We start from the raw sequence: 20,530 nt of genomic DNA, 5'->3' as shown, positions 1-20,530 counted from the left end.
TGACCATGTCTGTCGCGGTGCGGGTGATCCCCTGTCTCGACGTCGACGCGGGCCGGGTCGTCAAGGGCGTCAACTTCGCCGGCCTCCGCGACGCCGGCGACCCCGTCGAGCTGGCCCGGCGCTACGACGCCGAGGGGGCCGACGAACTGACGTTCCTCGACGTCACGGCGTCCTCCGGCGACCGCGAGACCACCTACGACGTGGTCCGCCGCACCGCCGAGCAGGTCTTCATCCCGCTCACCGTCGGGGGTGGCGTCCGCAGCAACGACGACGTCAACCGGCTGCTGCGCACCGGCGCGGACAAGGTCAGCATCAACACCGCCGCGATCGCCCGGCCGGAGTTCCTCCACGAGGCGTCCCGGCGGTTCGGCGCCCAGTGCATCGTCCTGTCGGTCGACGCGCGCCGCGTGCCCGAGGGCGGCGAGCCGACCGCGTCCGGGTTCGAGGTCACCACCCACGGCGGCCGCCGCGGCACCGGCATCGACGCCGTCGAGTGGGCCGCCCGCGGCGAGGAGCTCGGCGTCGGCGAGATCCTGCTGAACTCCATGGACGCCGACGGCACCAAGAACGGCTTCGACCTCGAGCTCATCGAGCTCGTCCGCAAGGCCGTCCGGGTCCCGGTGATCGCCAGCGGGGGAGCGGGCGCGGTCGAGCACTTCCTGCCGGCGGTGCGAACGGGCGCGGACGCGGTGCTCGCGGCCAGCGTGTTCCACTTCGGACAGCTCAAGATCGGCGACGTCAAGGACGCGCTGCGCGAAGGCGGGGTCGAGGTCCGATGAAGTCCTGGCAGGCACCCGTCGAGGTCAAGGTCACCGCCGCCCTGCTGGTCGGGCTGCCGGTCGCCTGGGCGCTGCTCGACCTCGTCCCGGTGCTCGGCGCCGGCTCGGGCCCGGAGATCTTCCGGATCCCCGCGCTCGCGCTGGTCCTCGGCGGCGTCGTGACGACCGGGCTCGTGCTCAAGCTGGGCAGCGCCCGGATCGGCGGGCTCGTCATCACCGTCGTGTTCGCGCTGCTGCACGCGTTCCTGCTGCTCGGCGCCGCGCTGTGGTGGAACAAGCTGTTCTCCGGCCTGTCCTTCCTCGGCTACGGCTACGCGTTCGTCCTGTTCAACTCGATGCCGCTGAAGCGGCACATCCTGGGAGTACGCGCATGACCCTGGAAACGGCCGTCTCGGCGCGCCTCAAGCGCAACGCCGACGGCCTGATCGCGGCGGTCGTCGTCGAGCACGCCACTTCGGACGTGCTGATGATGGCCTGGATGAACGACGACGCGCTCGCCGCCACCCTCGCGACCCGCCGCGGCACGTACTGGTCGCGCAGCCGGCGGAAGCTGTGGGTCAAGGGCGAGACGTCCGGCCACTACCAGCACGTCCGCGAGGTGCGGATCGACTGCGACGGCGATACTGTCCTGCTGCGCGTCGACCAGACCGGCCCGGCCTGTCACACCGGCACGCACACCTGTTTCGACACCGAGGAGCGCCTGCTCCTGGCCGACGAGAAAGAGCACGCGTGACAATCGTCGCCGACGTCCTGGTCGGGCTGGTCGCCCTGATCCACGTCTACATCGTCGTCCTGGAGATGTTCCTCTGGACGACGCCCCGGGCCCGCGCGGCCTTCGGCACCACCGAGGAGTTCGCGAAGGAGAGCGCGCCGCTGGCCGCGAACCAGGGGCTGTACAACGGTTTCCTGGCGCTCGCGCTGGTGTGGGGCCTCATCGCGAGTGACCCGACGGGCTTCCAGCTCAAGCTCTACGGCATCGTCTGCGTGATCATCGCGGGCCTCTACGGCGCGGCGACGGCGAACAAGCGCATCCTGTTCGTCCAGGTCCTGCCGGGCACCCTGGCCCTGATCGCGCTGCTGCTCGCCCGCTGACCCCGGCGTAAGCTGGGCGAATGGGGGAAGAGCGGTACGCGGATTGCCTGCCACCGCGGGAAAAGAGCGAGCCGGCGTGGTCCGCGCGGGGCACGGCCGCGCTGGAGCGGCGGTTCCGGCGGCTGGCGGCGTTCATGGTCCTGGAGATCCTGGTCGCGGTCGCGTGCCTGTTCAGCGGCCGGGTGCCGCTCATGGTGCTCGGCCCGGTGATCGCGGCGTACGGGGGCTACTGCGGCTTCGTCGCGGAAAGGCGCGCGCAGGCGGCCCGCCGGACGGGCTGGCGGAGCGCGGCCGTCACCGTCGGCGATGTGCGCCCGAAGGCCACTTCGGCCCCCGTCGCCGTGCGCTTCGCGGACGGCAGCCGGCTCGACCTCCGCTCGTGGCAGGCCGGGATGGCCGCGCGGGCCCTGGTGCCCGGTGTGCCGGCGATCGTCGCCGGGGACGGACCCGCGATGTCGGTGCTCGTGCTCCCGAACCCGCCCCTGCGCGACGGCCCGGTGCTGTTCGGGGCGCGCGCCGAGGCCGCCCGCTGGCGGCCGCGATCTTGACGCACTCCCGTACGCACGCCTGGCGACTTCTTCGGCGCGGGCACGACCTACTCGCTGCTCGCCCCGACCTAAGTCTTCGAAGACGGCGAGCTCCCCCGGCGAAGCCGCCATCCTGACCGGGTCCCTGGCGCTCGCCGCGTTCGGCGTGTCCCGCCTGCGGGCCGTCGACCACCGGCTGCTCACTCTCGTGCCGGACCACGGGGCCTGGCTGCCGTTCGCGTTCGTGGCGGCGGCGGGCCCGCGCGGCCGCCCGCACCGGGTGGCGGGTCGCGGAGGTGAGCGTCGGCGACCTCGGGCGCCGGGCCGTCCGCCCGGAGGTCCGGGTCCGCTTCCGTGACGGCAGCGGGATCGTGCTGCGCTGCGCGCTGTCGACGCACGGCCCCGGCGCGCTGACCGGCTGGGAGAACCGGCGGGCGTGGATCGGCGGCTGGGGGCGGCCCGGCCCGTACGCCGTGCCCGCGTACTGATTCCGGGAGCGGGTCAGCCGATCTCGCCGGTGAGGTAGCGCTGCAGGTTCGGCGCCACCGCCCGCACCAGGACCTCGACCTCCTCGGTGGCGAACGGCTCGAACTTCGCCACGTACCGGATCATGCCCATGCCGACCATCTGGGACGCGCAGAGCGTCATGCGCAGCGAGACGTCGTCCGAGCCGATCGAGGAGATCAGCGCGGTGAAGAACTTCTGGAAGAAGTCGCGCAGCACGTGCCCGGCCTGCTCGTGGCCGGTGACGCTGCGGATCAGCGCCACGAACACCCCGCCGCCCGCGCCGTCCCAGCGGGTGATGAACGTGCGGACGATCCGTTCGCCGAGCTCTTCGTCCGGGCCGTCGCGCAGGACCTTGAGCAGTTCCATCGGGTCGAACGGCAGCTCGAGCACCGCCCGCGCGAACAGGCCCTCCTTGCCGCCGAACCAGTGGTTGACCATGGCCGCGTCGACGCCCGCGCGGGTGGCGATCGCGCGCACGGTGGCCCCGTCGTAGCCGTTCTCCGCGAACACGGCCCGCGCGGCTTCGATCAGTGCGGTGCGGGTGTCCTGGCCGGCGGGGCGCCGTCCGCGGCGTCGCGAAGTAGGCTCGGTGGTGCTCACGTCTCCATCATGACGCACGTCCCCGCTGAATTCAACAAACATTGAATTCAGGGTCTGGGAAAACCCCTTCCCGGGGGTGCAGCACAATGAGGGTCATGGTCAGCGCATTCGCCGGGTCCGGTCCCGGCTCGGTCAGCCCGTCCCGTGAGGACTTCCGCGCCCTCGCCGAGAGCCGCCGCGTCATCCCGGTCGTGCGCCGGGTCCTCGCCGACGGCGAGACGCCGATCGGGGTCTACCGCAAGCTCGCCGCCGACCGGCCGGGCACGTTCCTGTTCGAGTCCGCGGAGAACGGCGCCTCCTGGACGCGCTGGTCGTTCATCGGCGTCCGCAGCCCGGCCGCGCTCACCGTCCGCGACGGCGAAGCGGTCTGGACCGGCACCCCGCCGGTCGGCCTGCCCTCGGTCGGCAACCCGCTCACCGTGCTGCGCGAAACGATCGAAGCGTTGCACACCGAGCCGCTGCCCGGATTGCCGCCGCTGACCGGCGGCATGGTCGGCTACATCGGCTACGACTCCGTTCGCTGGCTGGAAAAGCTGCCCGAGCTGGCCGAACGCGACCTCGACATCCCCGAGCTGACGATGCTCCTGGCCACCGACCTCGCGGCGTTCGACCACCACGAGGGCACGGTCACGCTGATCGCGAACGCCGTCAACTGGGACGACTCGCCCGAGCGCGTGGACGCGGCCTACGACGACGCCGTCGCCCGGCTGAGCGCGATGACCGAGCAGCTGCAGGTGCCCGCGCCGGCCACGGTCGCCGCGTTCGACCGGCCCGAGCCCGAGTTCACGCGCAAGCGCTCCAAGGCGGACTTCCACGCGGCGGTCGAAAAGGCCGTCGAGGCGATCAAGGCCGGCGAAGCGTTCCAGATCGTGCCGTCGCAACGGTTCGAGATCCCCACCGCCGCCGACGCGCTCGACATCTACCGCGTGCTGCGGACGTCCAACCCGAGCCCGTACATGTACCTGCTGCGGCTGGAGGGCTTCGACATCGTCGGCTCCAGCCCCGAGTCGCTCGTCACCGTGCGGGACGGCCGCGCGACCACGCACCCGATCGCGGGCACGCGCTGGCGCGGCGCCGACCCGGAGGAGGACGCCCAGCTGGCCAAGGACCTCCTCGCCGACGAGAAGGAGCGCTCCGAGCACCTGATGCTCGTCGATCTCGGCCGCAACGACCTCGGCAAGGTCTGCAAGCCGGGCACCGTGCGCGTCGTCGACTTCTTCCAGATCGAGCGCTACAGCCACGTCATGCACATCGTGTCGACGGTCACCGGCGAGCTGGCCGAGGGCAAGACGGCGTTCGACGCGGTCACGGCGTGCTTCCCGGCCGGGACGCTGTCCGGCGCGCCGAAGGTCCGCGCGATGGAGCTGATCGAGGAGCTGGAGCCGGTCCGCCGCGCGCTGTACGGCGGGGTCGTCGGCTACCTCGACTTCGCCGGCGACGCCGACACCGCGATCGCGATCCGCACGGCGCTGGTCAAGGACGGGATCGCGCACGTCCAGGCCGGCGGCGGCGTCGTCGCCGACTCGGTGCCGGACTACGAGGACACCGAGTCGCTGAACAAGGCCCGGACCGTGCTGTCGGCCGTGGCCGCCGCGCAGACGATGGTCGCCGCGGGCGTCCTCGACCCCGCCGCGGACAGCGCGCATGTCTGAGGCACCGGCCGAGGCACCGGAGGCCGCCAAGCCGGCGCGGCGTCCACTGTGGATGATCGTGGTCGCGCTCCTGCTCGGCGCGCTCGCGCTGTGGGGAGCGTCACGGCTGACGTGGTTCGCCGAGTTCCGCGACGGCGGCGTGCGCGGCACGGTCCTCTACCGCGAGACCGGCGAGCAGCGCGCGACGGCGCTCGTGCCGCTGGCCCTGCTCGCGCTGGCCGGGGTGGCCGGGGTGATCGCGACCGGCGGCTGGGCGCGGCGCGTGCTGGGCGTCGTCCTCGCGCTGGCCGGCGTCGCCGCGGTGTGGTCCGGCGTGTCCGGGGTGAAGTTCTCCGGCTGGGCCGACGGGCTGCCCGTGACGCAGATGCTGCTCGGGCGCGGCCTGGCCGTGCTCGGGGGAATTCTCGTCGCGGCCGGCGGGTTGGCAGCCGTCAAGGGTGCCGGCCGCGCCGCGCGGCTCGGGGCCCGGTACGCGGCTCCGGCCACGCGCAAGAAGGCGCGTGATCCGGACGCCGAGCTGTGGGAAGCACTGTCGGAAGGAGAGGATCCGACGGAGGTCCGGGGGAGGCATTCGGAGTAACGCGCGCACCCGGAACCGGGCGCTCCAGATGCGGGGGTTAGCATCGTTTCGGCGGGAAGGGGAAGGTTTTTGTGAGCGACCTTGCGAAGGAATCCGTGAGCGCATACCCGGGCGGGGGCGCCCGGTGAGCGTGCTCGAAGACATCGTCGCCGGCGTGCGCGAGGACCTCGCGGCACGCGAGTCCGTGCTGCCGTTCGACGAGCTGAAGATCCGCGCGGCGGCCGCCCCGGCGCCCCGCGACGTGATGTCCGCGCTGCGCGAGTCCGGCATCGGCGTGATCGCCGAGGTGAAGCGCCGCAGCCCCTCCAAGGGCGAGCTGGCCGACATCCCCGACCCCGCCGCGCTGGCGAAGGACTACGAAGACGGCGGCGCGCGCGTGATCAGCGTGCTCACCGAGCAGCGCCGCTTCGGCGGTTCGCTGGCCGACCTGGACGCGGTGCGCGCGGCGGTCGACATCCCGATCCTGCGCAAGGACTTCATCGTCAGCCCCTACCAGGTGCACGAGGCCCGCCTGCACGGCGCCGACATGGTGCTGCTGATCGTCGCCGCGCTGGAGAAGAACGCCCTCGCCGCGCTGCTCGACCGCGTCGAGTCGCTGGGCATGACCGCGCTGGTGGAGATCCACAACGCCGAGGAGGCCGACAAGGCCCTCGAGGCGGGCGCCAAGGTCATCGGCGTCAACGCGCGCAACCTGCACACCCTCGAGGTGGACCGCGACGTCTTCTCGCGGCTGGCCCCCGGCCTGCCGATGGACGTCTACAAGGTCGCCGAGTCGGGCGTCCGCGGGCCGGGCGACCTGATGTCCTACGCCGGCCACGGCGCCGACGCGGTGCTGGTCGGCGAGGGGCTCGTCGCGTCCGGCGACCCGAAGGGCTCCCTGGTCAAGCTGGTCACCGCCGGTTCCCACCCCGCCTGCCCGAGGCCCTCCCGGTGACCACGGAGCACGGTGTTGAACGGCCTCATGAGTTCGGCACGCACGACCCCGACGACCGTGGCTACTACGGCCCGTACGGCGGCCGGTTCATGCCGGAGGCGCTGATCGGCGTCGTCGACGAGGTCGCCGCCGAGTACGAGAAGGCCCGGCACGACCCGGAGTTCCTGAACGAGTTCAACCGCCTGCTGAAGGACTACGCGGGCCGCCCGTCGCTGCTCACCGAGGCCAAGCGCTTCGGCGAGCACGCCGGCGGCGCGCGCGTCTTCCTCAAGCGCGAAGACCTGAACCACACCGGCTCGCACAAGATCAACAACGTGCTGGGCCAGGCGCTGCTCACCAAGCGGATGGGCAAGAAGCGCGTCATCGCCGAGACCGGCGCGGGCCAGCACGGCGTCGCGACGGCGACCGCGTGCGCGCTGCTCGACCTCGACTGCGTCGTCTACATGGGCGAGGTCGACACCGAGCGCCAGGCGCTGAACGTCGCCCGCATGAAGCTGCTCGGCGCCGAGGTCATCCCGGTCAAGACCGGTTCGCGGACGCTCAAGGACGCGATCAACGAGGCGCTGCGCGACTGGGTCACCAACGCCGACACCACGCACTACCTGTTCGGCACGGCGGCCGGTCCGGCGCCGTTCCCGACGATGGTCCGCAACTTCCACCACGTCATCGGTGCCGAGGCCCGCGAGCAGATCCTCGAGCAGGCCGGCCGCCTGCCCGACGTCGTCGCGGCGTGCGTCGGCGGCGGGTCGAACGCGATCGGCATCTTCTCCGGCTTCTACGACGACCCGTCGGTGCGGCTGGTCGGCCTGGAGCCGGGTGGCGAGGGCATCGAGGGCAACCGCCACGGGGCGACGCTCACGAAGGGCTCTCCGGGCAACCTGCACGGCGCGATGACGTACCTGCTGCAGGACGAAGACGGCCAGACGGTCGAGTCGCACTCGATCTCGGCCGGGCTGGACTACCCGGGCGTCGGCCCGGAGCACGCGTGGCTGAAGGACACCGGCCGCGCCGAGTACCGGCCGGTCACCGACGCCGAGGCGATGGACGCGTTCAAGCTGCTGTCGCGCACCGAGGGCATCATCCCGGCGATCGAGTCGGCGCACGCGCTGGCCGGCGCGCTGGTGCTCGGCCGCGAGCTGGGTCCCGACGGCCTGATCGTCGTGAACCTCTCGGGCCGCGGCGACAAGGACATGGACACGGCGGCGAAGTGGTTCGGGCTGGTGAACGGATGAGCAAGCTCGACGACCTCTTCGCGACGACGCGCGCCGAAGGGCGTGGCGCGCTGATCGGCTACCTCCCGGCGGGCTTCCCGACGGTCGAGGGGTCGAAGGACCTGATCGCGGCGTGCGTCGACGGCGGCGCGGACCTCATCGAGGTCGGCGTGCCGTATTCGGACCCGGTGATGGACGGCCCGACGATCCAGGCGGCGTCCGTGACCGCGCTGGACAACGGTTTTCGCCTCAAGCACCTGTTCGAGGTGGTCGAGTCGGTGTCGGCCCGCGGCGGCAACGCGGTCGTGATGACGTACTGGAACCCGGTGAACCGCTACGGCGTGGACCGCTTCGCGCGCGACCTCGCTTCGGCCGGCGGGCTCGGCCTGATCACGCCGGACCTGATCCCGGACGAGGCCGCGGCGTGGATGACGGCTTCGGCCGAGCACGGACTGGACCGGACGTTCCTGGTGGCGCCGTCGTCGTCGGAGGAGCGGCTCGCGCGCACGGTTTCGGCGTCGTCGGGCTTCGTGTACGCGACGGCGGTGATGGGCGTGACCGGCGCGCGCGACCAGGTGGGCGCGGGCGCGGAGACGCTGGTCCGCCGCACCCGGGCGCACACGTCCCTGCCGATCGGCGTGGGTCTGGGCGTGCGGTCCGGCGAGCAGGCGGCCCAGGTGGCGTCGTTCGCGGACGCGGTGATCGTGGGGTCGGCCCTGGTCACGGCGGCGGCCGAGGGCCCGTCCGGCGTCCGGGCGCTGTCCGCCGAGCTGGCCGAGGGCGTACGCCGGGCGGTCGCGACCGCTTGACCTGGAGTGCACTCCAGGTGCCACTCTGGGTCGGTGACGTCCTACACCCCGGCCCAGGTGACCGAAAAGACCGGTTTCACGATCGACACCCTGCGGTACTACGAGCGCATCGGCCTGCTGCACGAGGTAGGCCGCACAGCCGGCGGGCGTCGGGTGTTCACCGACCAGGACGTGGAGTTCCTGCAGTTGCTGAGGTGCCTGCGGTACACGGGCATGCCGGTGGCGGAGATGCTCCGGTTCGTGGAGCTGCTGCGCTCAGGTGAGGCGACGCGCGAAGAGCGGGTGGACGTCCTGCGCGAGCACGAAGAGCGGGTGGCGGCCCAGATCGCGCGGCTGCGGGAGCACCAGGAGCACATCCAGTTCAAGATCCGGCTGTACAGCGGCGCGGGCCAGCTGGCTGTCACCTCCGCGTGACGCCCTCACCTGATCCAGAACTGTCGGTAGCGGTCCGCATACTCCTCGTGTGATGATCCACAACGAGGGGACCGAGCGGACCTGCCACACTGGAACAGACCTGCGGCGATCGGCTGGAGCGGAGGTGAAGCGCGATGGCAGCACCGACTGAGCCCCAGCCCGGCATCCCACTACGGCCCGAAGGCTGGACTGCCGAGGATGTTCTCGCCCTGCCCGAGGACCAGACCTCCCTTCAGCGAATCGAACTCGTGGACGGGGTGCTTCTCGTGAGCCCCGCCCCGACCTCGGTGCACCAGCGGCTTCTGCAGAAGTTGCAGTTCGCCTTCGCGCCCGCACTGCCGGACGGCACCGAGCTGCTGCCGGGCGTGAACGTACGTTTCGGCGGACGCCGGCTGCTGATCCCGGACCTGGTGATCTTGACCTGCGCCGAGGTTGACACCTTGGTCTACGCGGCGAGCGATGTCCTGCTGGCGGCGGAGATCGTGTCGCCTTCGACGAAGATGCAGGACCGGATCCTCAAACGGGCGATCTACGCCGAGGCTCTGGTCCCGTTCTACCTCCTGGTCGAGCCGCCGGAGCCGGTCAGCGCCACGCTCTTCGCGCTCGAAGGCGGCGAGTACGCGCCCATAGCCAAGAGCGAGAACGGCGAACTCCACCTCACCCGCCCCTTCGAGGCCACCCTCAAGCTCTGACGGCGTTTGTACGAAAGCTGTACAGCGGCGCGGGAGAGTCCGTCCCATGGACCTCAGCCACCTCCCGCGGCGCACCTTCCTCCGCGGTGCCGCCGGCCTGGCCGCCGCCGGCGCCACCGGACTCCTGCTCCCGCAAGCAGCCCGAGCCGCGACCGAACCGCGGATCTACAGCTGTGCCGAGTGGGGTGCCCGGCCGCCCTCGGATGCGCTCACCACCCTCGACCACCCGGCGAACCGCGTGCTCATCCACCACATCGCCAGCGCCAACAGCACCGACTACTCCCTCGCGCACGCCTTCCAGGTCGCGCGCGACGACCAGCACGACCACATGGACAACAACGGCTGGTCCGACACCGGTCAGCACTTCACCGTCAGCCGTGGCGGGTACCGGCTCGAAGGGCGGCATGGCAGCCTGGATGCGCTCAAGAGCCGCACCACCATGATCCAGGGCGCGCACTGCCCCGGCCAGAACACCAACGCCATCGGCATCGAAAACGAAGGCACCTACACGAGCGTCGAGCCGCCCGAAGCGCAGTGGGCGGCGCTCGTGATCTTCTGCGCCTACGTCTGCCGCCAGTACGGCATCCCCGTCGAGGAGATCAAGGGCCACCGCGACTACTACAACACCGAATGCCCCGGCGACCGCCTCTACGCGAAACTCCCGCAGCTGCGCGACGAAGTGGCCGCCTCAATGTAGGTAGCGCATGAGCGAGCACAGCTCGTCCGGCGGCAGGGAACCCAGGCGGGCGATCTCCCCGCGCCGCACGTCCATCAACGTCGTCGCCAGCTCCGCCCCGAACGCCGAGGTCAGCTCGGAGTCCGCTTCGAACGCCTTCACCGCGTCCGCCAAGGAGGTCGGCAGGCGGACCGCCGACGGGAGCGTCCCCGGGTCCACGTCCACCGGCTCCGGCAACGAGGCCGACGCCGAAACCCCGGCCAGGCCCGCGAACAGTAGCGCCGCGACCACCAGGTACGGGTTCGCCGTGAGGTCGAAGCACTTGACCTCGAAGTTCGCCGCCCGGTCGCGCTGCCCGGCCGGGCCCCGCACCAGCCGCAGCGGGGCCTCGCGGTTCTCCAGGCCCCACACCGAAAAGACGCCGGCCCAGTGGTGCGGCTCCAGGCGCAGGTAGCTGACCACCGACGGCGCGCCGATCGCCAGCAACGCCGGCAGCCGCGAGAAGATCCCGGCGCCGAACGCCTCCGCCGTCGGCGTCAGGCCGAACCGGCCGTCGCCACCGGCGCACAGGTTCCGGTCGCCGTCCCAGAGGCTCAGGTGGACGTGGCCGCCGTTGCCCACCCCGTCGGGCGAGAACTTCGGCGTGAACGACGCCCGCAACCCGTGCTGCTCGCTCACCATCCGGATGGTCTCGCGCGTCAGCACCGCGATGTCCGCCGCGCGCACCGGGTCGTCCGGTGCCACCGACAGCTCGAACTGCCCGGCCGCGTACTCCGGGTGGACCTGCTCCACCGTCACGCCCTGAGCGGACAACGTGGACACCAGTGCGCGCAGGTAGTCCGCCTGCGCGGAAAGCCGAGCGAAGCCGTAGGCCGGGCCCGCGGTGGCCGAGCGCGGGTCGTCCGGCGCGTCCTCCGCCGTGATCACCCACTCGATCTCGAAGGCCGTCCGCACGTTGTAGCCCAGCGACGCGAGCCGGGCCGTCGCCGTCGCGGCCAGCGCCCGCGCGTCCTGCGGGTGCGGCTCGCCCTCCTGGTCGTACTTGCGGACCGGCGCCCACGCCCAGCCGGGCTGCGCGGCCAGCGGCACGAGCGCGTCGAGGTCCGGGTGCAGCCGCAGGTCGCCGACCGGACCCCGCGAGTACGTCCCGTCGGTGATGTCGTCGGTCGCCAGGAAGAAGTCGAACGAGTTCGACGCGCCGACGCCCCACGCCGCCGCCGACCACAGCCGGTCCACCGGGACCGCCTTGACCCGCGCGATGCCGCTGTTGTCCACGAAGGTCAGCGCGACGAGCTCGACCCCGGCCGCGCGCAGGCCGTCCGCCCGGAGCGCGCCCTGTTGTGCGAGTTCGGCCCGATCGAGCTGGCTCATCCTGCTCCCGTCGATGTTCACTGAATACTCTTGAGAAAGAGGTGGAGATCGTGTCAGACACCGTCGAAACCCGTCCAGGGCTGCGCCGCTCCCTCTCCGTCTGGCAGGCCGTCGGCCTGTCCGTGGCGTTGATGGCCCCCAGCATGGCCGCCAACATCAACCCCCAGCAGACCGCGTCCGCCGCCGGCCGCGCCGTCCCGCTCGCCTTCCTGCTCTCCGCGGTCGGCGTCCTGCTGGTCGCGTACGGCTTCGTCAAGCTCTGTCAGCACTACCAGCACGCCGGTTCGGTGTACGCGTTCGTCGGCGCGACGCTCGGTCCGCGCGCCGGTGTCGTCTCCGGCATCGGCCTGCTCGGCACGTACACGTTCTACGCCGTCGTCACGAGCTCGGCCGCGGGCACGCTCGGGACCGCGTTCCTGACCCAGGTGGGGATCTGGCCGAACCCGCCGTCGTGGGGCCCGTTCGTGCTGACGGCGGTCGCGCTGATCGGCGCCTGGCTGCTGTCCGTGGTGCCCGCGCGCCGCGGCACGAGCACGCTGCTCGCCGTCGAGGGCGCCACGATCGCGGTGATCCTGCTGGTCACGGTCGTGATCCTGGTCCGGCTGCTCGCCGGGAACGCGCCCGGGGGCGGCCGGTTCACGATGGACGTGTTCGTCCCGGAAACCGGGGTGTCCGGCGTGTTTCTCGGCGCGGTGTTCGGTTTCCTGTCCTTCGCCGGGTTCGAAGCCGCCGCGACGCTCGGCGAGGAAACCCACGACCCGAAGCGCAACATCCCGCGCGCGATCCTCGGCACGGCGATCTTCGGCGGCGTCTACTTCGTCGTCGTCACCGCGGTCGAGATGATGGCGTTCGGCACGGACGCGACGGCGTTCCACGACTCGCCGTCCCTGCTCGGCGACCTCGGCAGCCGGTACGCGGGCGCGTGGGTCGGCGACGTGATCAGCGTCGGCGCGGCGATCAGCGCGTTCGGCTGCTGCCTGGCCTGCGTCGTCGGCGGCTCGCGGCTGCTTTACGCGCTGGGCCGCGACGCCTACGGCGGGCGTGGCATCGGCCGGACCTCCAGTCGCGGCACCCCGGTCGCCGCGGTCAGCGCGGTCACCGGCGCGGCGGTGCTGATCATCCTGGTCTGCGCGCTGTTCTTCGGCGCGACGGCGTCGGACACCTTCGCGTGGTCCGGCTCGATCGGCACGCTGACTGTTTGAAAAGATACCATAACTTCTGTGTCCTCTGACCAGCTGATTCTCCGTCCGTACGCCCGTGTTTCGCAGGACAGGAGGAAGAAAGGTCGCTCGCCGGCCCAGCAGATCGCCGTCCTTGGAGCCGACGCCGAAGAGCGGGGGTGGAGCGTCCACCCGGACGCCTACTCCGACACGGACGTGTCGGCGAGCAAGTACGCGCGCGGGGAGCGCGACGACTTCACGCGGCTGATGGACGACCTGCAGGAGGGCCGGTTCGGCGCGGATCTGCTGGGCCTGTGGGAGACCTCGCGCGGCACCCGCCAAATGGAGCAAACCCTCCCGCTGGTGAACGCTCTCGCCGCTGCCGGTATCCGGGTGTGGGTCAGTGTCAAGAGCCGCATCTTCGATCCCCGCAACCCGCACGACCGGGTCGCCCTGCTGGAGGCCGCGGTCAAGGATGAGCTGAGCAGTGCGGAGACTTCCGCGCGCGTGCGGCGGGAGGCTCGCACCAGCGCGGAGGAGGGCCGTCCGTGGGGCGAGGCGCCGAAAGGCTTCATTCGGCGCTACGACCCGGCAACCCGCGAGTTCACCGAGCAGGTGCATGACCCCGAATGGGCGCCACGGATGCGCGATGCGTTCGAACGCATCTCTCGGCGCGAGTCGCTGCGTTCGATCGAGACCGCGTGGAAGGACGCCGGTGTACGGCACGCCAACGGGCCGTACAAGCCCGCCCACATCCGGAGCATGCTGCTGTCGCCGACCTACGCGGGGCTGCGGACCATCGACAACCCGGATGGCTCCAAGCGCTTCGTCACGGCGCAGTGGGAAGGGATCGTGTCCGCCGAGCTGTGGCACACGGTGCGGGGCATCCTGGAGGACCCTGCCCGCCGGACAGCGCTCGACGGTCGTGCCAGGTACCTGCTCAGCATGTCCACGGCTGCCCGCTGTGCGTCCTGCGTGGACGAACACGAACATCGGCACCGGAAGGCCTTTCAGTGCGACGGCTGCTCCGAGTGCTCGGAGAAGCATGTGTGCGCCGGAGAACTGGGCCCCTCAAACGCACCTCGCCTCGCCGGAGTCCCGCACTACGTATGCGCGGGCCACGGTCACCTGCGCATCGAGCGCGAGCCGTTGGACACGCTCGCGGAGCGTGTGCTGCTCGCCTGGCTCGGAGTCCCCGAAAACTACGACGCCCTGGCTCAGCCAGGGGAGAGGGTGACAGCTGAGCTGCAGCAGGTTCGCAACCAGCTCGCCCAAGCCCGGCGTGACCTTGCTGAGTACGAAGACCGGGCCGATCGTGGCGAGCTGGCCGCGATCGAAGCGCGTGCCGCGGCGGGGACCGAGAAGAAGGTGGCCGAGCTGGAAGGCCGAGAGCGAGAGCTGTCCGCGCCGACAACGCTGGTCGACATCCTCGGCGGACGCCGGGAGGATGTCCGCGCCCGATGGAAGAACGCGGCCATCTCGTCCAAGCGTGTGGCCGCGAAGGTGCTCTTCACGCCCTCCCTGATCGGCGAGATGCACGTCTTCTCCGTGGGCAGAGGGAACGCGCGGCACGGCGGCCCGCCCCTGGAGGACCGGGTGCGGTTCTTCCGGATCGTCGAGGGCGAACCAGTCTACTTGCGACTCGACGCCATCCCGTAGAGGTACGATGGAGTCATCAGGGCCTCTCTGGTCAGGTGAAGGTCCTGGTCACGTCCCCGGAGTTCGCGCTCGCGGGGACACAGAAACCCCCGCCGTAAGACGGGGGTTTTCTCTTGTCGGCACGACAAGGGATTCAAGAATGCATTCACAGAATGCCAATCACGAATCGGTAACCTTGAACGATCCGAGTTGACTGCAAGATTTTTCGGTGCGTAACGTCGGTGGGGTCAGACGAACGGGACAGAATCGCAGCGCAGATAGCGCCGTCGTCATCCATCGGATGAGAGAAGCGTTGTCGTGGCGACAAGTGTTGTTGTCTCGGTCCGTCCATTCCGGACGAAGAACCTGCTGCCCGTAGCCCTCCGAGCCTACGTGGTGGGGCTGTCGCTGGGTTCCGGGGTCTCTGTTACCCCGAAAGAACTGGCGGGGCACATGCCCCCGTTCGACGAGCGGAACATCCGCCGGGCGCTCGGGCAGCTCACCGACGAGGGGCTTGCCGAGTGGTCGCCTCGGATCAGCACGACGGGCGTGATGACGTCCGCCTGGTCCTTCGTCGCCCCCGACGGCGGCGAGTGATCCGTGCTCGCCGTTCCAACCCGGACGGTCACCTTGGCGGAGCTGATCAGCTCGACTCCGCCGATCACGTCCGAAGTCCGCGCGCTGATGCGGAATATCTTGCCGCCGGTACAAGGGAAAACCCCGTCTCCGGAGAAGGAAGACGGGGTTTTCGAACCCACTTACCCCACGAGGGGACCGCGATGATGCTCAACTTTAGCACCAGCACGCGAGTCCGTTCCGAACCGTCACTCTGCACACGGATCCCGAATGTAGAAGGGCTGACTGTCGCCGAGGCTGCGCTGGAGTACGCCCGGCGCGGAATCCGTTTGCTGCCAATCGATCCGGCGACGAAGCACCCCGGTTCGATTCTTCGTGCGGGGTGGCAGAACCAGGCCACAGCCGATCCGGGGCGAGTGATGGGGTGGTTCAACCTCCACCCATCGGCGGGAGTCGGACTGGTGCTGGGACAGTCCGGGCTGCTGGCGTTTGATGTTGACGATGCCGACGCGCTGCCGCTGAAGCTCCGTCACCATCTGACCCGAGACGATCATCCCTTCCAGGCCACGCGAAGCAACGTGCCGCTTCGAGGACACCACTTGTATCGACTGCCCGAGGGTCGGAAGATTGGCTGCCCGACGAGGTTTCTCGGCGCGGGATGGGGCGAGGTCAAGGATCTCAGCGGCTTCATCGTTGCTCAGCCCACGCCACACTCCCGTGGCGGGATGTACTGGTGGATGCGGACCGGAGACGTGCCGGAACTTCCTGTCGAGCCTGCGGAGAAGCTGCCCGAGTACGTTCCTGTCAGCCAGCTCTCCAACGGTTCGGCAGGTGTGGACGAGGTGCGGCAGTTCCTCGACCTTCACACCGTCGCTGACCGACCGGGGATGCTCGATGCCCTTGTTCGGCGGGCCGAACATGCGCTTGACGAAGGCGAGCCTCGTCACGAAGTTCTCGTTCGTGCTCTCCCGCAGGCACTTCGCGAGGCGAGCTGGGGTTGGTACCGCGCCTCTGATGCTCTGGCTGCGTTGGAGCCGTTGTTCTTCCGGGGCGGGGGCAACTCGTTGTCCGAGTGGGTTGGGCTGCAGCGGCACGCCGTCGCTGCTGCTCTTGCGGACGATGCCGATGACCGACGACGGGAAGCCGAAGCGCGGCTTGGGATCCATCGCCCTGCTGGGCGGAAGCTTGTCCTCCCTCAGCAAACTCCTCAGACACAAGGGACCTCACGATGAACGAGGCGTTGCCGGAGAGCATCCGGCTTCTGCTGACCGAAGGGAATACCGCTTCCACTGCCGAGGCGGATGGACTCGTGGACGCGCTGGTGCAGGCCATGGTCAGTGCGGGCCTGAAGATCGGGCAGGTCTCCGACGAGCTTCTGCGGTTCGCTCCCGCCGTTCGCAAGTGGCCAGAGGAGGCAACGCGCGCCGCGAAGCTCGATGAGGTGTGGGACCAACAGCAGAAGGCCAAGCGCCGCCGGGACCGGGCAACGATGTGCGCCCCGGGCCTCATCGGTGACCAGTACCTGATCGAGCCGATCGACTCGCAACTGACCGACGCGTTCTTGCACTTCTTCGGCGAGCAGATGCGATTTCTTATGACACGGAGAAATTCTACGGCTACACGGCGGGCGTCTGGCGAGCCAACGCCGTGGACCCGTTGATTCGCAGGTGCATCACGGAGCACGTGTCGATGGTCGCGGACGCGCCGGAAGGTGAGGACGACGAACCCTCGGTCTCTTTCAAGAGCCGCGCGTGGATTGGGGCAGCAGCTCAGCTCGCCTCCACACGAGCAGACCTGAAGTCGCGCGGGGAAGTCATTATTGATGTTCGGGAGTTCGACCGGGTCGACACCACGGCCGAGTTGTGGAACGCCGCGAACGGCACGGTGAACCTTCGCACCGGTGAACTGCGCGCTCACGACCCGCACGACTTCATCACCATGCGAGCCCCGGTGGCGTACCACCCAACCGCCACTCACCATCAGTTCGACGAATTCTTGGAGGAGGTCCTTCCTGGCCGGCGGGCTCCAACTGAGGAGCACCCCCTGACCGATGAGGAGAGGGCGGAGGGCGTCGAGATCCGCGCGTTCCTGAAGCGCGCCCTCGGCATGGCCATGGTCGGCAGGGTCGACGATCATGTGATTCTAAATCTCGTCGGCGGTGGCCGCAACGGCAAGGGGACGCTGCTGTCGCTCATCACCTCGATCTTCGGCGAGTACGCCACAGGCCTGAAAGAAAGGGTGTTGCTGGCGAACAAGCACGAGGGGCACAGCAGCGAACTCGCGATCCTCAAAGGCAAGCGGTTGGCGGTCGCGCAGGAGACGTCCAAAAGGGATTCGTTCAACGTCAGCCGGGTGAAGTGGCTGACCGGTGGCGACGAGATCAGCGCGAATTTCATGAGGACCGACCCGATTACCTTCGTGCCGAGCCACACGCTGATGTTGGCCACGAACAACAGGCCCTCGGTCGACGGGGACTCGGCGTTCTGGGCTCGGTACGTGGAGATTCCGTTTCCAATGTCGTTCGTCGGCAGGGAGGACACCGGGTTGGGGCGCAGGCTTCGGCGGGAGTCCCAGGGCGTTCTCGCGTGGCTTGTCGAGGGGGCGCGGGAGTACTTGGAGCACGGCCTGCAGATCCCGAAGGTCGTGCGCGACCAGGTGGTCACGGCTCGCGAGGAAGCCGACGAGATCGTCCGGTTCCTGGTCGAGCGGTTCGAGATCACCGGTAACCGGGACGACTGGGTTTCCCTGGCTGAAATGCACAGCTCGTTCGTCCTGTGGGCAACCGCCGAGCGGATCGGGTCGAACTTCGTGGGAAAGCAGGCGCTGGCGAAGAGCGCGCTGACCTACTTGACCGAGCGAGGAGGAGGTAAGGGCGGTGACCAGGGAACGCCGCTCACCCGGAACAAGCCGGGTGGTGCGTCGGCTCGGTATGTGTTCGGCCTGATCCCGAAGGCGTTGGAGTGAGGCGCCACTTTTTGCCGCTGGTCCTGGAGCTGGAAAGTGGACCGGAAGTGGAGGCAATTGTGGACCCCATAAACCACTGTTGACCTGCAGTTATATCCCCTGCAGTGGTCTAACTCCACTTTCCACTTTTCAAAGCAGGGGGGTGCCCGTGGGGAGGGGTTGATCATGAGATTGAGGACTCGTTGCAGGCTGGGAGAAATCCTTGTCAGCCTGACAGTCAATACGTGGGCTGCGGGTGCTGCAGCTGCCACGGGACCCCCCGAAAAGCCCGGTGGAATGGTGGATGCGTGGAGATATGCAGGTCAGAGGCCATTTTCCCATCCACTTTCACTCCACATTCGATCGCCACTTTTCGAGGAGAGCCAGTGAGCCACACCTTTGCCGAGGTACTCGACGACAACCCGCTGCTGCACCGGAGCGGGTACGGACACCCGAAGATCCCGCCACCCGGCTTCTCGTTCAGCCGGGAGCGGGAGGAGCTTGCCGACCTGGAAGACCGAGTCCTTCTCGTCCACGCGTCGCTCGGTGTCGCCCTCAGGCCCACGAGGACGGTCCGCAGTGTCCACCCGAGCAGCTACCGCTTGAAACACGTCGCCGAGAAGCTGGCCGGCGATCTGGGCGGCTACGTCGCCAACGGGGAGCTGATCGCCGCCGCGCTGATGGCGGGCTTCCCGGTCGACACTCGGCAGTTCAACCCGCGCATCGGAGTCCGGGCTGATGACCTGCGGGCAGCGGCCTTCTCCGCCGACTTCGCCCGTCCTGTCTGACCCGCCGCCAGAGCGAAGAAGGAGTAGAGGACACCCCGCTGAGCTGCCGGACGGGGCCGTCCTGTTCAACGCGCTACGAGACCAACCCAATCAGTGAAGCGATAGAACGACTCCGAGGAGGACCGATGAGCACCCGTCGGCACGAAAACAAGAGCCCCTACGAGTACATGTCTCCCGCACTGCGCGCCGAGCTGGTGCAGGCCTGCTTCCGTCACAACGAGCCCGCGCCGTGGCCGCTGATGGAACTCGCTCTGCAGGACATCTTTCAGCGGAAGACCCGCAGCGCAGCGGAGCCGGAGCAGTGACCGCGGCCACCGTGCTGCTGTGGGCCGTCGTCGCCTTGACCGTCCTCGTAACGGTTGCCGCCCGACAAGAGATTGACCGCCTCCGCGAGGAGGTCCGAGAGCTGAAGGAGACGGCTCGTGACTGAATTACTCTATCGCACCGCTACCGACGCCGAGCTGTGGGAGAAGCACTTCGCGTGCCTGAACGAGGACCGGACCTTCGCTGCCGATCTCGCCGGGTCTCGCATCCTCTTCGGGCTCGACGAAGAGGAAACGGATGACCTGGCGGCCAACGGGCTGACGTTCGGGTACGTGGCCCGGGTCGCCGCCCACATCGACATCGTCCGCATCAAGCTCGGCAAGGAACCGTCGCTCTGCGACGTCCTGCGGGAGTACGGCGACGAGACCCAGCTGATCGAAGAGAAGAGGACCAGGAATGAGTGAGCAGTGGTTGCGGATCAAGCCAGCAGGATTGAAGAACCCGAAGTGGGAGGAGATGCGCGGCGAGGTCGCGGCCGACGGGTCGGTGATCGTGGATGACGGTCATGACGTCATCCCGGCGCGGGACATCGCTGAGCTTGAGGTGGTTAACCGTGCTTGAGATGACCGCCGAAGAGCAGTCCAGCCACGACGAGTGGGTTGCCGAGCTGCAGGAGCGGGCGAAGGGCGACACCCGTTCCCTCTACGCACCGCCGTATGGCACCAAGGACGTCCCGCCGATGGAGGTCGGAGAGCTGATCTGGGTCGACTGCGTGGGTCAGGACTTCGTCGGGTTCGGGATGTTGATGGAGCTGAGTAAGGACGGGTTCACAGTCGATCTTCACCCGGACGACGTGCACTGGCTCCCGGCCGACGAGTGGGACTTGCCGTACGCGGAGACCTTCCGGATCGGACACCTGAGGGACGGCTTCGAGTACGTGGACAACCCCGGTGTGTTCGACGAAGAGGCATACGTCGCGAAGCGGGACAAGCTAGTCCAGCGCCCTGTAAACAGCAAAAAACATATCCGTCCTCTCGCTGTTCCGACCAATGGACGAGAGTTGGCCATCGGGCGCACGAAGCCAGTCGGTCCCGTTGTTGTCACGGAACGCAATCGCTATGCGGGGGCTCTGCAGAAGCTGTGCGCGGTAAGAGTTCTTTACCGATGTCGGAACGTTGTAATGGTCGACTATCCAGTCATGGGCCATCTCTACCCGTTGCTGAACCAAACCGTTGAGCATGTACAACAGAGCAGGTTCAGCCATCGGCCCCACTGTTGACGACTCCCATTGCACTCGCCTCTGCTCAAACGGGACCT

27 protein-coding genes are annotated in these 20,530 nt (G+C 69.1%); 25 read left to right on the top strand and 2 right to left on the bottom strand.

What is annotated here, in order from left to right:
- Positions 1-5: 5 nt before the first annotated feature.
- From hisF to ACZ7PG_RS10795, 6 genes are all read left to right on the top strand, one after another.
- Positions 6-779 (top strand): imidazole glycerol phosphate synthase subunit HisF, encoded by a 774-nt coding sequence (gene hisF / locus ACZ7PG_RS10820; protein WP_086674706.1) that lies wholly within the window; start codon positions 6-8, stop codon positions 777-779.
- Positions 776-1,153, top strand: coding sequence for a hypothetical protein (locus ACZ7PG_RS10815; RefSeq protein WP_470238841.1), 378 nt, complete (start codon positions 776-778; stop codon positions 1,151-1,153). The genes hisF and ACZ7PG_RS10815 overlap by 4 nt, the downstream gene beginning before the upstream one ends.
- A complete protein-coding gene (gene hisI, locus ACZ7PG_RS10810; protein WP_470238840.1) occupies positions 1,150-1,512 on the top strand; it encodes a phosphoribosyl-AMP cyclohydrolase in 363 nt (120 codons plus the stop codon). The genes ACZ7PG_RS10815 and hisI overlap by 4 nt, the downstream gene beginning before the upstream one ends.
- A complete protein-coding gene (locus ACZ7PG_RS10805) occupies positions 1,509-1,871 on the top strand; it encodes a DUF1304 domain-containing protein (protein WP_364628204.1) in 363 nt (120 codons plus the stop codon). The genes hisI and ACZ7PG_RS10805 overlap by 4 nt, the downstream gene beginning before the upstream one ends.
- 20 nt (positions 1,872-1,891) lie before the next feature.
- Positions 1,892-2,419 carry a hypothetical protein gene (locus tag ACZ7PG_RS10800; RefSeq protein ID WP_470238839.1) on the top strand — a complete coding sequence of 176 codons (528 nt, stop codon included), beginning with the start codon at positions 1,892-1,894 and terminating at the stop codon, positions 2,417-2,419.
- Positions 2,420-2,694: 275 nt separating this feature from the next.
- Positions 2,695-2,886, top strand: coding sequence for a hypothetical protein (locus ACZ7PG_RS10795; RefSeq protein WP_470238838.1), 192 nt, complete (start codon positions 2,695-2,697; stop codon positions 2,884-2,886).
- Between the two features lie 13 nt (positions 2,887-2,899).
- On the opposite strand, the gene ACZ7PG_RS10790 is transcribed toward ACZ7PG_RS10795, so the two are convergent.
- Positions 2,900-3,547: a TetR/AcrR family transcriptional regulator gene (locus tag ACZ7PG_RS10790; protein WP_470238837.1), complete on the bottom strand. Its 648-nt coding sequence runs from the start codon at positions 3,545-3,547 to the stop codon at positions 2,900-2,902.
- 53 nt (positions 3,548-3,600) lie between these two features.
- On the opposite strand from ACZ7PG_RS10790, the gene ACZ7PG_RS10785 reads away from it, so the two are divergent.
- The 8 genes from ACZ7PG_RS10785 (at position 3,601) to ACZ7PG_RS10750 (ending at position 10,494) form a co-directional block, all read left to right on the top strand.
- A complete protein-coding gene (locus ACZ7PG_RS10785; protein ID WP_470238836.1) occupies positions 3,601-5,157 on the top strand; it encodes an anthranilate synthase component I in 1,557 nt (518 codons plus the stop codon).
- Positions 5,158-5,209: 52 nt separating this feature from the next.
- Positions 5,210-5,737, top strand: coding sequence for a Trp biosynthesis-associated membrane protein (locus ACZ7PG_RS10780; RefSeq protein WP_470239038.1), 528 nt, complete (start codon positions 5,210-5,212; stop codon positions 5,735-5,737).
- A 124-nt stretch (positions 5,738-5,861) separates the two neighbouring features.
- Positions 5,862-6,671: an indole-3-glycerol phosphate synthase TrpC gene (gene trpC, locus ACZ7PG_RS10775; RefSeq protein WP_470238835.1), complete on the top strand. Its 810-nt coding sequence runs from the start codon at positions 5,862-5,864 to the stop codon at positions 6,669-6,671.
- The gene (trpB, locus tag ACZ7PG_RS10770) at positions 6,650-7,903 is read left to right on the top strand and encodes a tryptophan synthase subunit beta (protein ID WP_470239037.1); all 1,254 of its coding nucleotides are present in this window, start codon (positions 6,650-6,652) and stop codon (positions 7,901-7,903) included. The genes trpC and trpB overlap by 22 nt, the downstream gene beginning before the upstream one ends.
- Positions 7,900-8,691 (top strand): tryptophan synthase subunit alpha, encoded by a 792-nt coding sequence (gene trpA, locus ACZ7PG_RS10765; RefSeq protein WP_470238834.1) that lies wholly within the window; start codon positions 7,900-7,902, stop codon positions 8,689-8,691. Before trpB ends, trpA begins: the two co-directional genes overlap by 4 nt.
- Positions 8,692-8,724: 33 nt before the next feature.
- The gene (locus ACZ7PG_RS10760; protein ID WP_470238833.1) at positions 8,725-9,105 is read left to right on the top strand and encodes a MerR family transcriptional regulator; all 381 of its coding nucleotides are present in this window, start codon (positions 8,725-8,727) and stop codon (positions 9,103-9,105) included.
- 134 nt (positions 9,106-9,239) lie between these two features.
- The gene (locus tag ACZ7PG_RS10755; RefSeq protein ID WP_470238832.1) at positions 9,240-9,797 is read left to right on the top strand and encodes a Uma2 family endonuclease; all 558 of its coding nucleotides are present in this window, start codon (positions 9,240-9,242) and stop codon (positions 9,795-9,797) included.
- Positions 9,798-9,843: 46 nt separating this feature from the next.
- The gene (locus ACZ7PG_RS10750; protein ID WP_470238831.1) at positions 9,844-10,494 is read left to right on the top strand and encodes a peptidoglycan recognition protein family protein; all 651 of its coding nucleotides are present in this window, start codon (positions 9,844-9,846) and stop codon (positions 10,492-10,494) included.
- Here the strand turns inward: ACZ7PG_RS10750 and ACZ7PG_RS10745 are convergent.
- Positions 10,486-11,844, bottom strand: coding sequence for a type I glutamate--ammonia ligase (locus ACZ7PG_RS10745; protein ID WP_470238830.1), 1,359 nt, complete (start codon positions 11,842-11,844; stop codon positions 10,486-10,488). The genes ACZ7PG_RS10750 and ACZ7PG_RS10745 overlap by 9 nt on opposite strands.
- Before the next feature lie 50 nt (positions 11,845-11,894).
- Here ACZ7PG_RS10745 and ACZ7PG_RS10740 point away from each other — a divergent pair, with 50 nt between their 5' ends.
- The 11 genes from ACZ7PG_RS10740 to ACZ7PG_RS10690 all read left to right on the top strand — a co-directional run bounded on the left by ACZ7PG_RS10740 (position 11,895) and on the right by ACZ7PG_RS10690 (position 20,492).
- Entirely contained in the window at positions 11,895-13,046 is a 1,152-nt protein-coding gene (locus tag ACZ7PG_RS10740) for an APC family permease (protein ID WP_470238829.1), read from the top strand.
- 18 nt (positions 13,047-13,064) lie between these two features.
- Positions 13,065-14,663, top strand: coding sequence for a recombinase family protein (locus ACZ7PG_RS10735; RefSeq protein WP_470238828.1), 1,599 nt, complete (start codon positions 13,065-13,067; stop codon positions 14,661-14,663).
- Positions 14,664-15,095: 432 nt separating this feature from the next.
- Positions 15,096-15,239: a hypothetical protein gene (locus ACZ7PG_RS10730; RefSeq protein WP_470238827.1), complete on the top strand. Its 144-nt coding sequence runs from the start codon at positions 15,096-15,098 to the stop codon at positions 15,237-15,239.
- A gap of 182 nt (positions 15,240-15,421) precedes the next feature.
- On the top strand, positions 15,422-16,450 hold the full coding sequence (locus tag ACZ7PG_RS10725; RefSeq protein WP_470238826.1) for a bifunctional DNA primase/polymerase: 1,029 nt from the start codon (positions 15,422-15,424) through the stop codon (positions 16,448-16,450).
- A complete protein-coding gene (locus tag ACZ7PG_RS10720; RefSeq protein WP_470238825.1) occupies positions 16,447-16,878 on the top strand; it encodes a hypothetical protein in 432 nt (143 codons plus the stop codon). The genes ACZ7PG_RS10725 and ACZ7PG_RS10720 overlap by 4 nt, the downstream gene beginning before the upstream one ends.
- Positions 16,866-18,182, top strand: coding sequence for a DNA primase family protein (locus ACZ7PG_RS10715; RefSeq protein ID WP_470238824.1), 1,317 nt, complete (start codon positions 16,866-16,868; stop codon positions 18,180-18,182). Before ACZ7PG_RS10720 ends, ACZ7PG_RS10715 begins: the two co-directional genes overlap by 13 nt.
- A 365-nt stretch (positions 18,183-18,547) precedes the next feature.
- Entirely contained in the window at positions 18,548-18,949 is a 402-nt protein-coding gene (locus ACZ7PG_RS10710) for a hypothetical protein (protein WP_470238823.1), read from the top strand.
- Positions 18,950-19,074: 125 nt separating this feature from the next.
- Positions 19,075-19,254, top strand: a complete 180-nt coding sequence (locus ACZ7PG_RS10705; protein WP_470238822.1) for a hypothetical protein — start codon at positions 19,075-19,077, stop codon at positions 19,252-19,254.
- Positions 19,255-19,371: 117 nt separating this feature from the next.
- The gene (locus ACZ7PG_RS10700; RefSeq protein ID WP_470238821.1) at positions 19,372-19,677 is read left to right on the top strand and encodes a hypothetical protein; all 306 of its coding nucleotides are present in this window, start codon (positions 19,372-19,374) and stop codon (positions 19,675-19,677) included.
- On the top strand, positions 19,670-19,834 hold the full coding sequence (locus ACZ7PG_RS10695) for a hypothetical protein (protein ID WP_470238820.1): 165 nt from the start codon (positions 19,670-19,672) through the stop codon (positions 19,832-19,834). Before ACZ7PG_RS10700 ends, ACZ7PG_RS10695 begins: the two co-directional genes overlap by 8 nt.
- Complete coding sequence (locus tag ACZ7PG_RS10690) at positions 19,827-20,492, top strand: hypothetical protein (protein WP_470238819.1); 666 nt, start codon at positions 19,827-19,829, stop codon at positions 20,490-20,492. Before ACZ7PG_RS10695 ends, ACZ7PG_RS10690 begins: the two co-directional genes overlap by 8 nt.
- Positions 20,493-20,530: the final 38 nt, after the last annotated feature.

It is taken from the genome of Amycolatopsis sp. NPDC114504, assembly GCF_055633595.1.
Note: the sequence above shows the minus strand (reverse complement) of the source record. Positions and strands in the feature narration are given on the sequence as shown.

Excerpts from the sequence above, each read along its gene's own strand:
- hisF (WP_086674706.1), top strand. The coding sequence starts at position 6 with ATGTCTGTCGCGGTGCGGGTGATCCCCTGTCTCGACGTCGACGCGGGC.
- ACZ7PG_RS10815 (WP_470238841.1), top strand. The coding sequence starts at position 776 with ATGAAGTCCTGGCAGGCACCCGTCGAGGTCAAGGTCACCGCCGCCCTG.
- hisI (WP_470238840.1), top strand. The coding sequence starts at position 1,150 with ATGACCCTGGAAACGGCCGTCTCGGCGCGCCTCAAGCGCAACGCCGAC.
- ACZ7PG_RS10800 (WP_470238839.1), top strand. The coding sequence starts at position 1,892 with ATGGGGGAAGAGCGGTACGCGGATTGCCTGCCACCGCGGGAAAAGAGC.
- ACZ7PG_RS10790 (WP_470238837.1), bottom strand. The coding sequence starts at position 3,547 with ATGTTTGTTGAATTCAGCGGGGACGTGCGTCATGATGGAGACGTGAGC.
- ACZ7PG_RS10785 (WP_470238836.1), top strand. The coding sequence starts at position 3,601 with ATGGTCAGCGCATTCGCCGGGTCCGGTCCCGGCTCGGTCAGCCCGTCC.
- ACZ7PG_RS10780 (WP_470239038.1), top strand. The coding sequence starts at position 5,210 with ATGATCGTGGTCGCGCTCCTGCTCGGCGCGCTCGCGCTGTGGGGAGCG.
- trpA (WP_470238834.1), top strand. The coding sequence starts at position 7,900 with ATGAGCAAGCTCGACGACCTCTTCGCGACGACGCGCGCCGAAGGGCGT.
- ACZ7PG_RS10755 (WP_470238832.1), top strand. The coding sequence starts at position 9,240 with ATGGCAGCACCGACTGAGCCCCAGCCCGGCATCCCACTACGGCCCGAA.
- ACZ7PG_RS10750 (WP_470238831.1), top strand. The coding sequence starts at position 9,844 with ATGGACCTCAGCCACCTCCCGCGGCGCACCTTCCTCCGCGGTGCCGCC.
- ACZ7PG_RS10745 (WP_470238830.1), bottom strand. The coding sequence starts at position 11,844 with ATGAGCCAGCTCGATCGGGCCGAACTCGCACAACAGGGCGCGCTCCGG.
- ACZ7PG_RS10730 (WP_470238827.1), top strand. The coding sequence starts at position 15,096 with ATGCCCCCGTTCGACGAGCGGAACATCCGCCGGGCGCTCGGGCAGCTC.
- ACZ7PG_RS10725 (WP_470238826.1), top strand. The coding sequence starts at position 15,422 with ATGATGCTCAACTTTAGCACCAGCACGCGAGTCCGTTCCGAACCGTCA.
- ACZ7PG_RS10720 (WP_470238825.1), top strand. The coding sequence starts at position 16,447 with ATGAACGAGGCGTTGCCGGAGAGCATCCGGCTTCTGCTGACCGAAGGG.
- ACZ7PG_RS10705 (WP_470238822.1), top strand. The coding sequence starts at position 19,075 with ATGAGCACCCGTCGGCACGAAAACAAGAGCCCCTACGAGTACATGTCT.
- ACZ7PG_RS10695 (WP_470238820.1), top strand. The coding sequence starts at position 19,670 with ATGAGTGAGCAGTGGTTGCGGATCAAGCCAGCAGGATTGAAGAACCCG.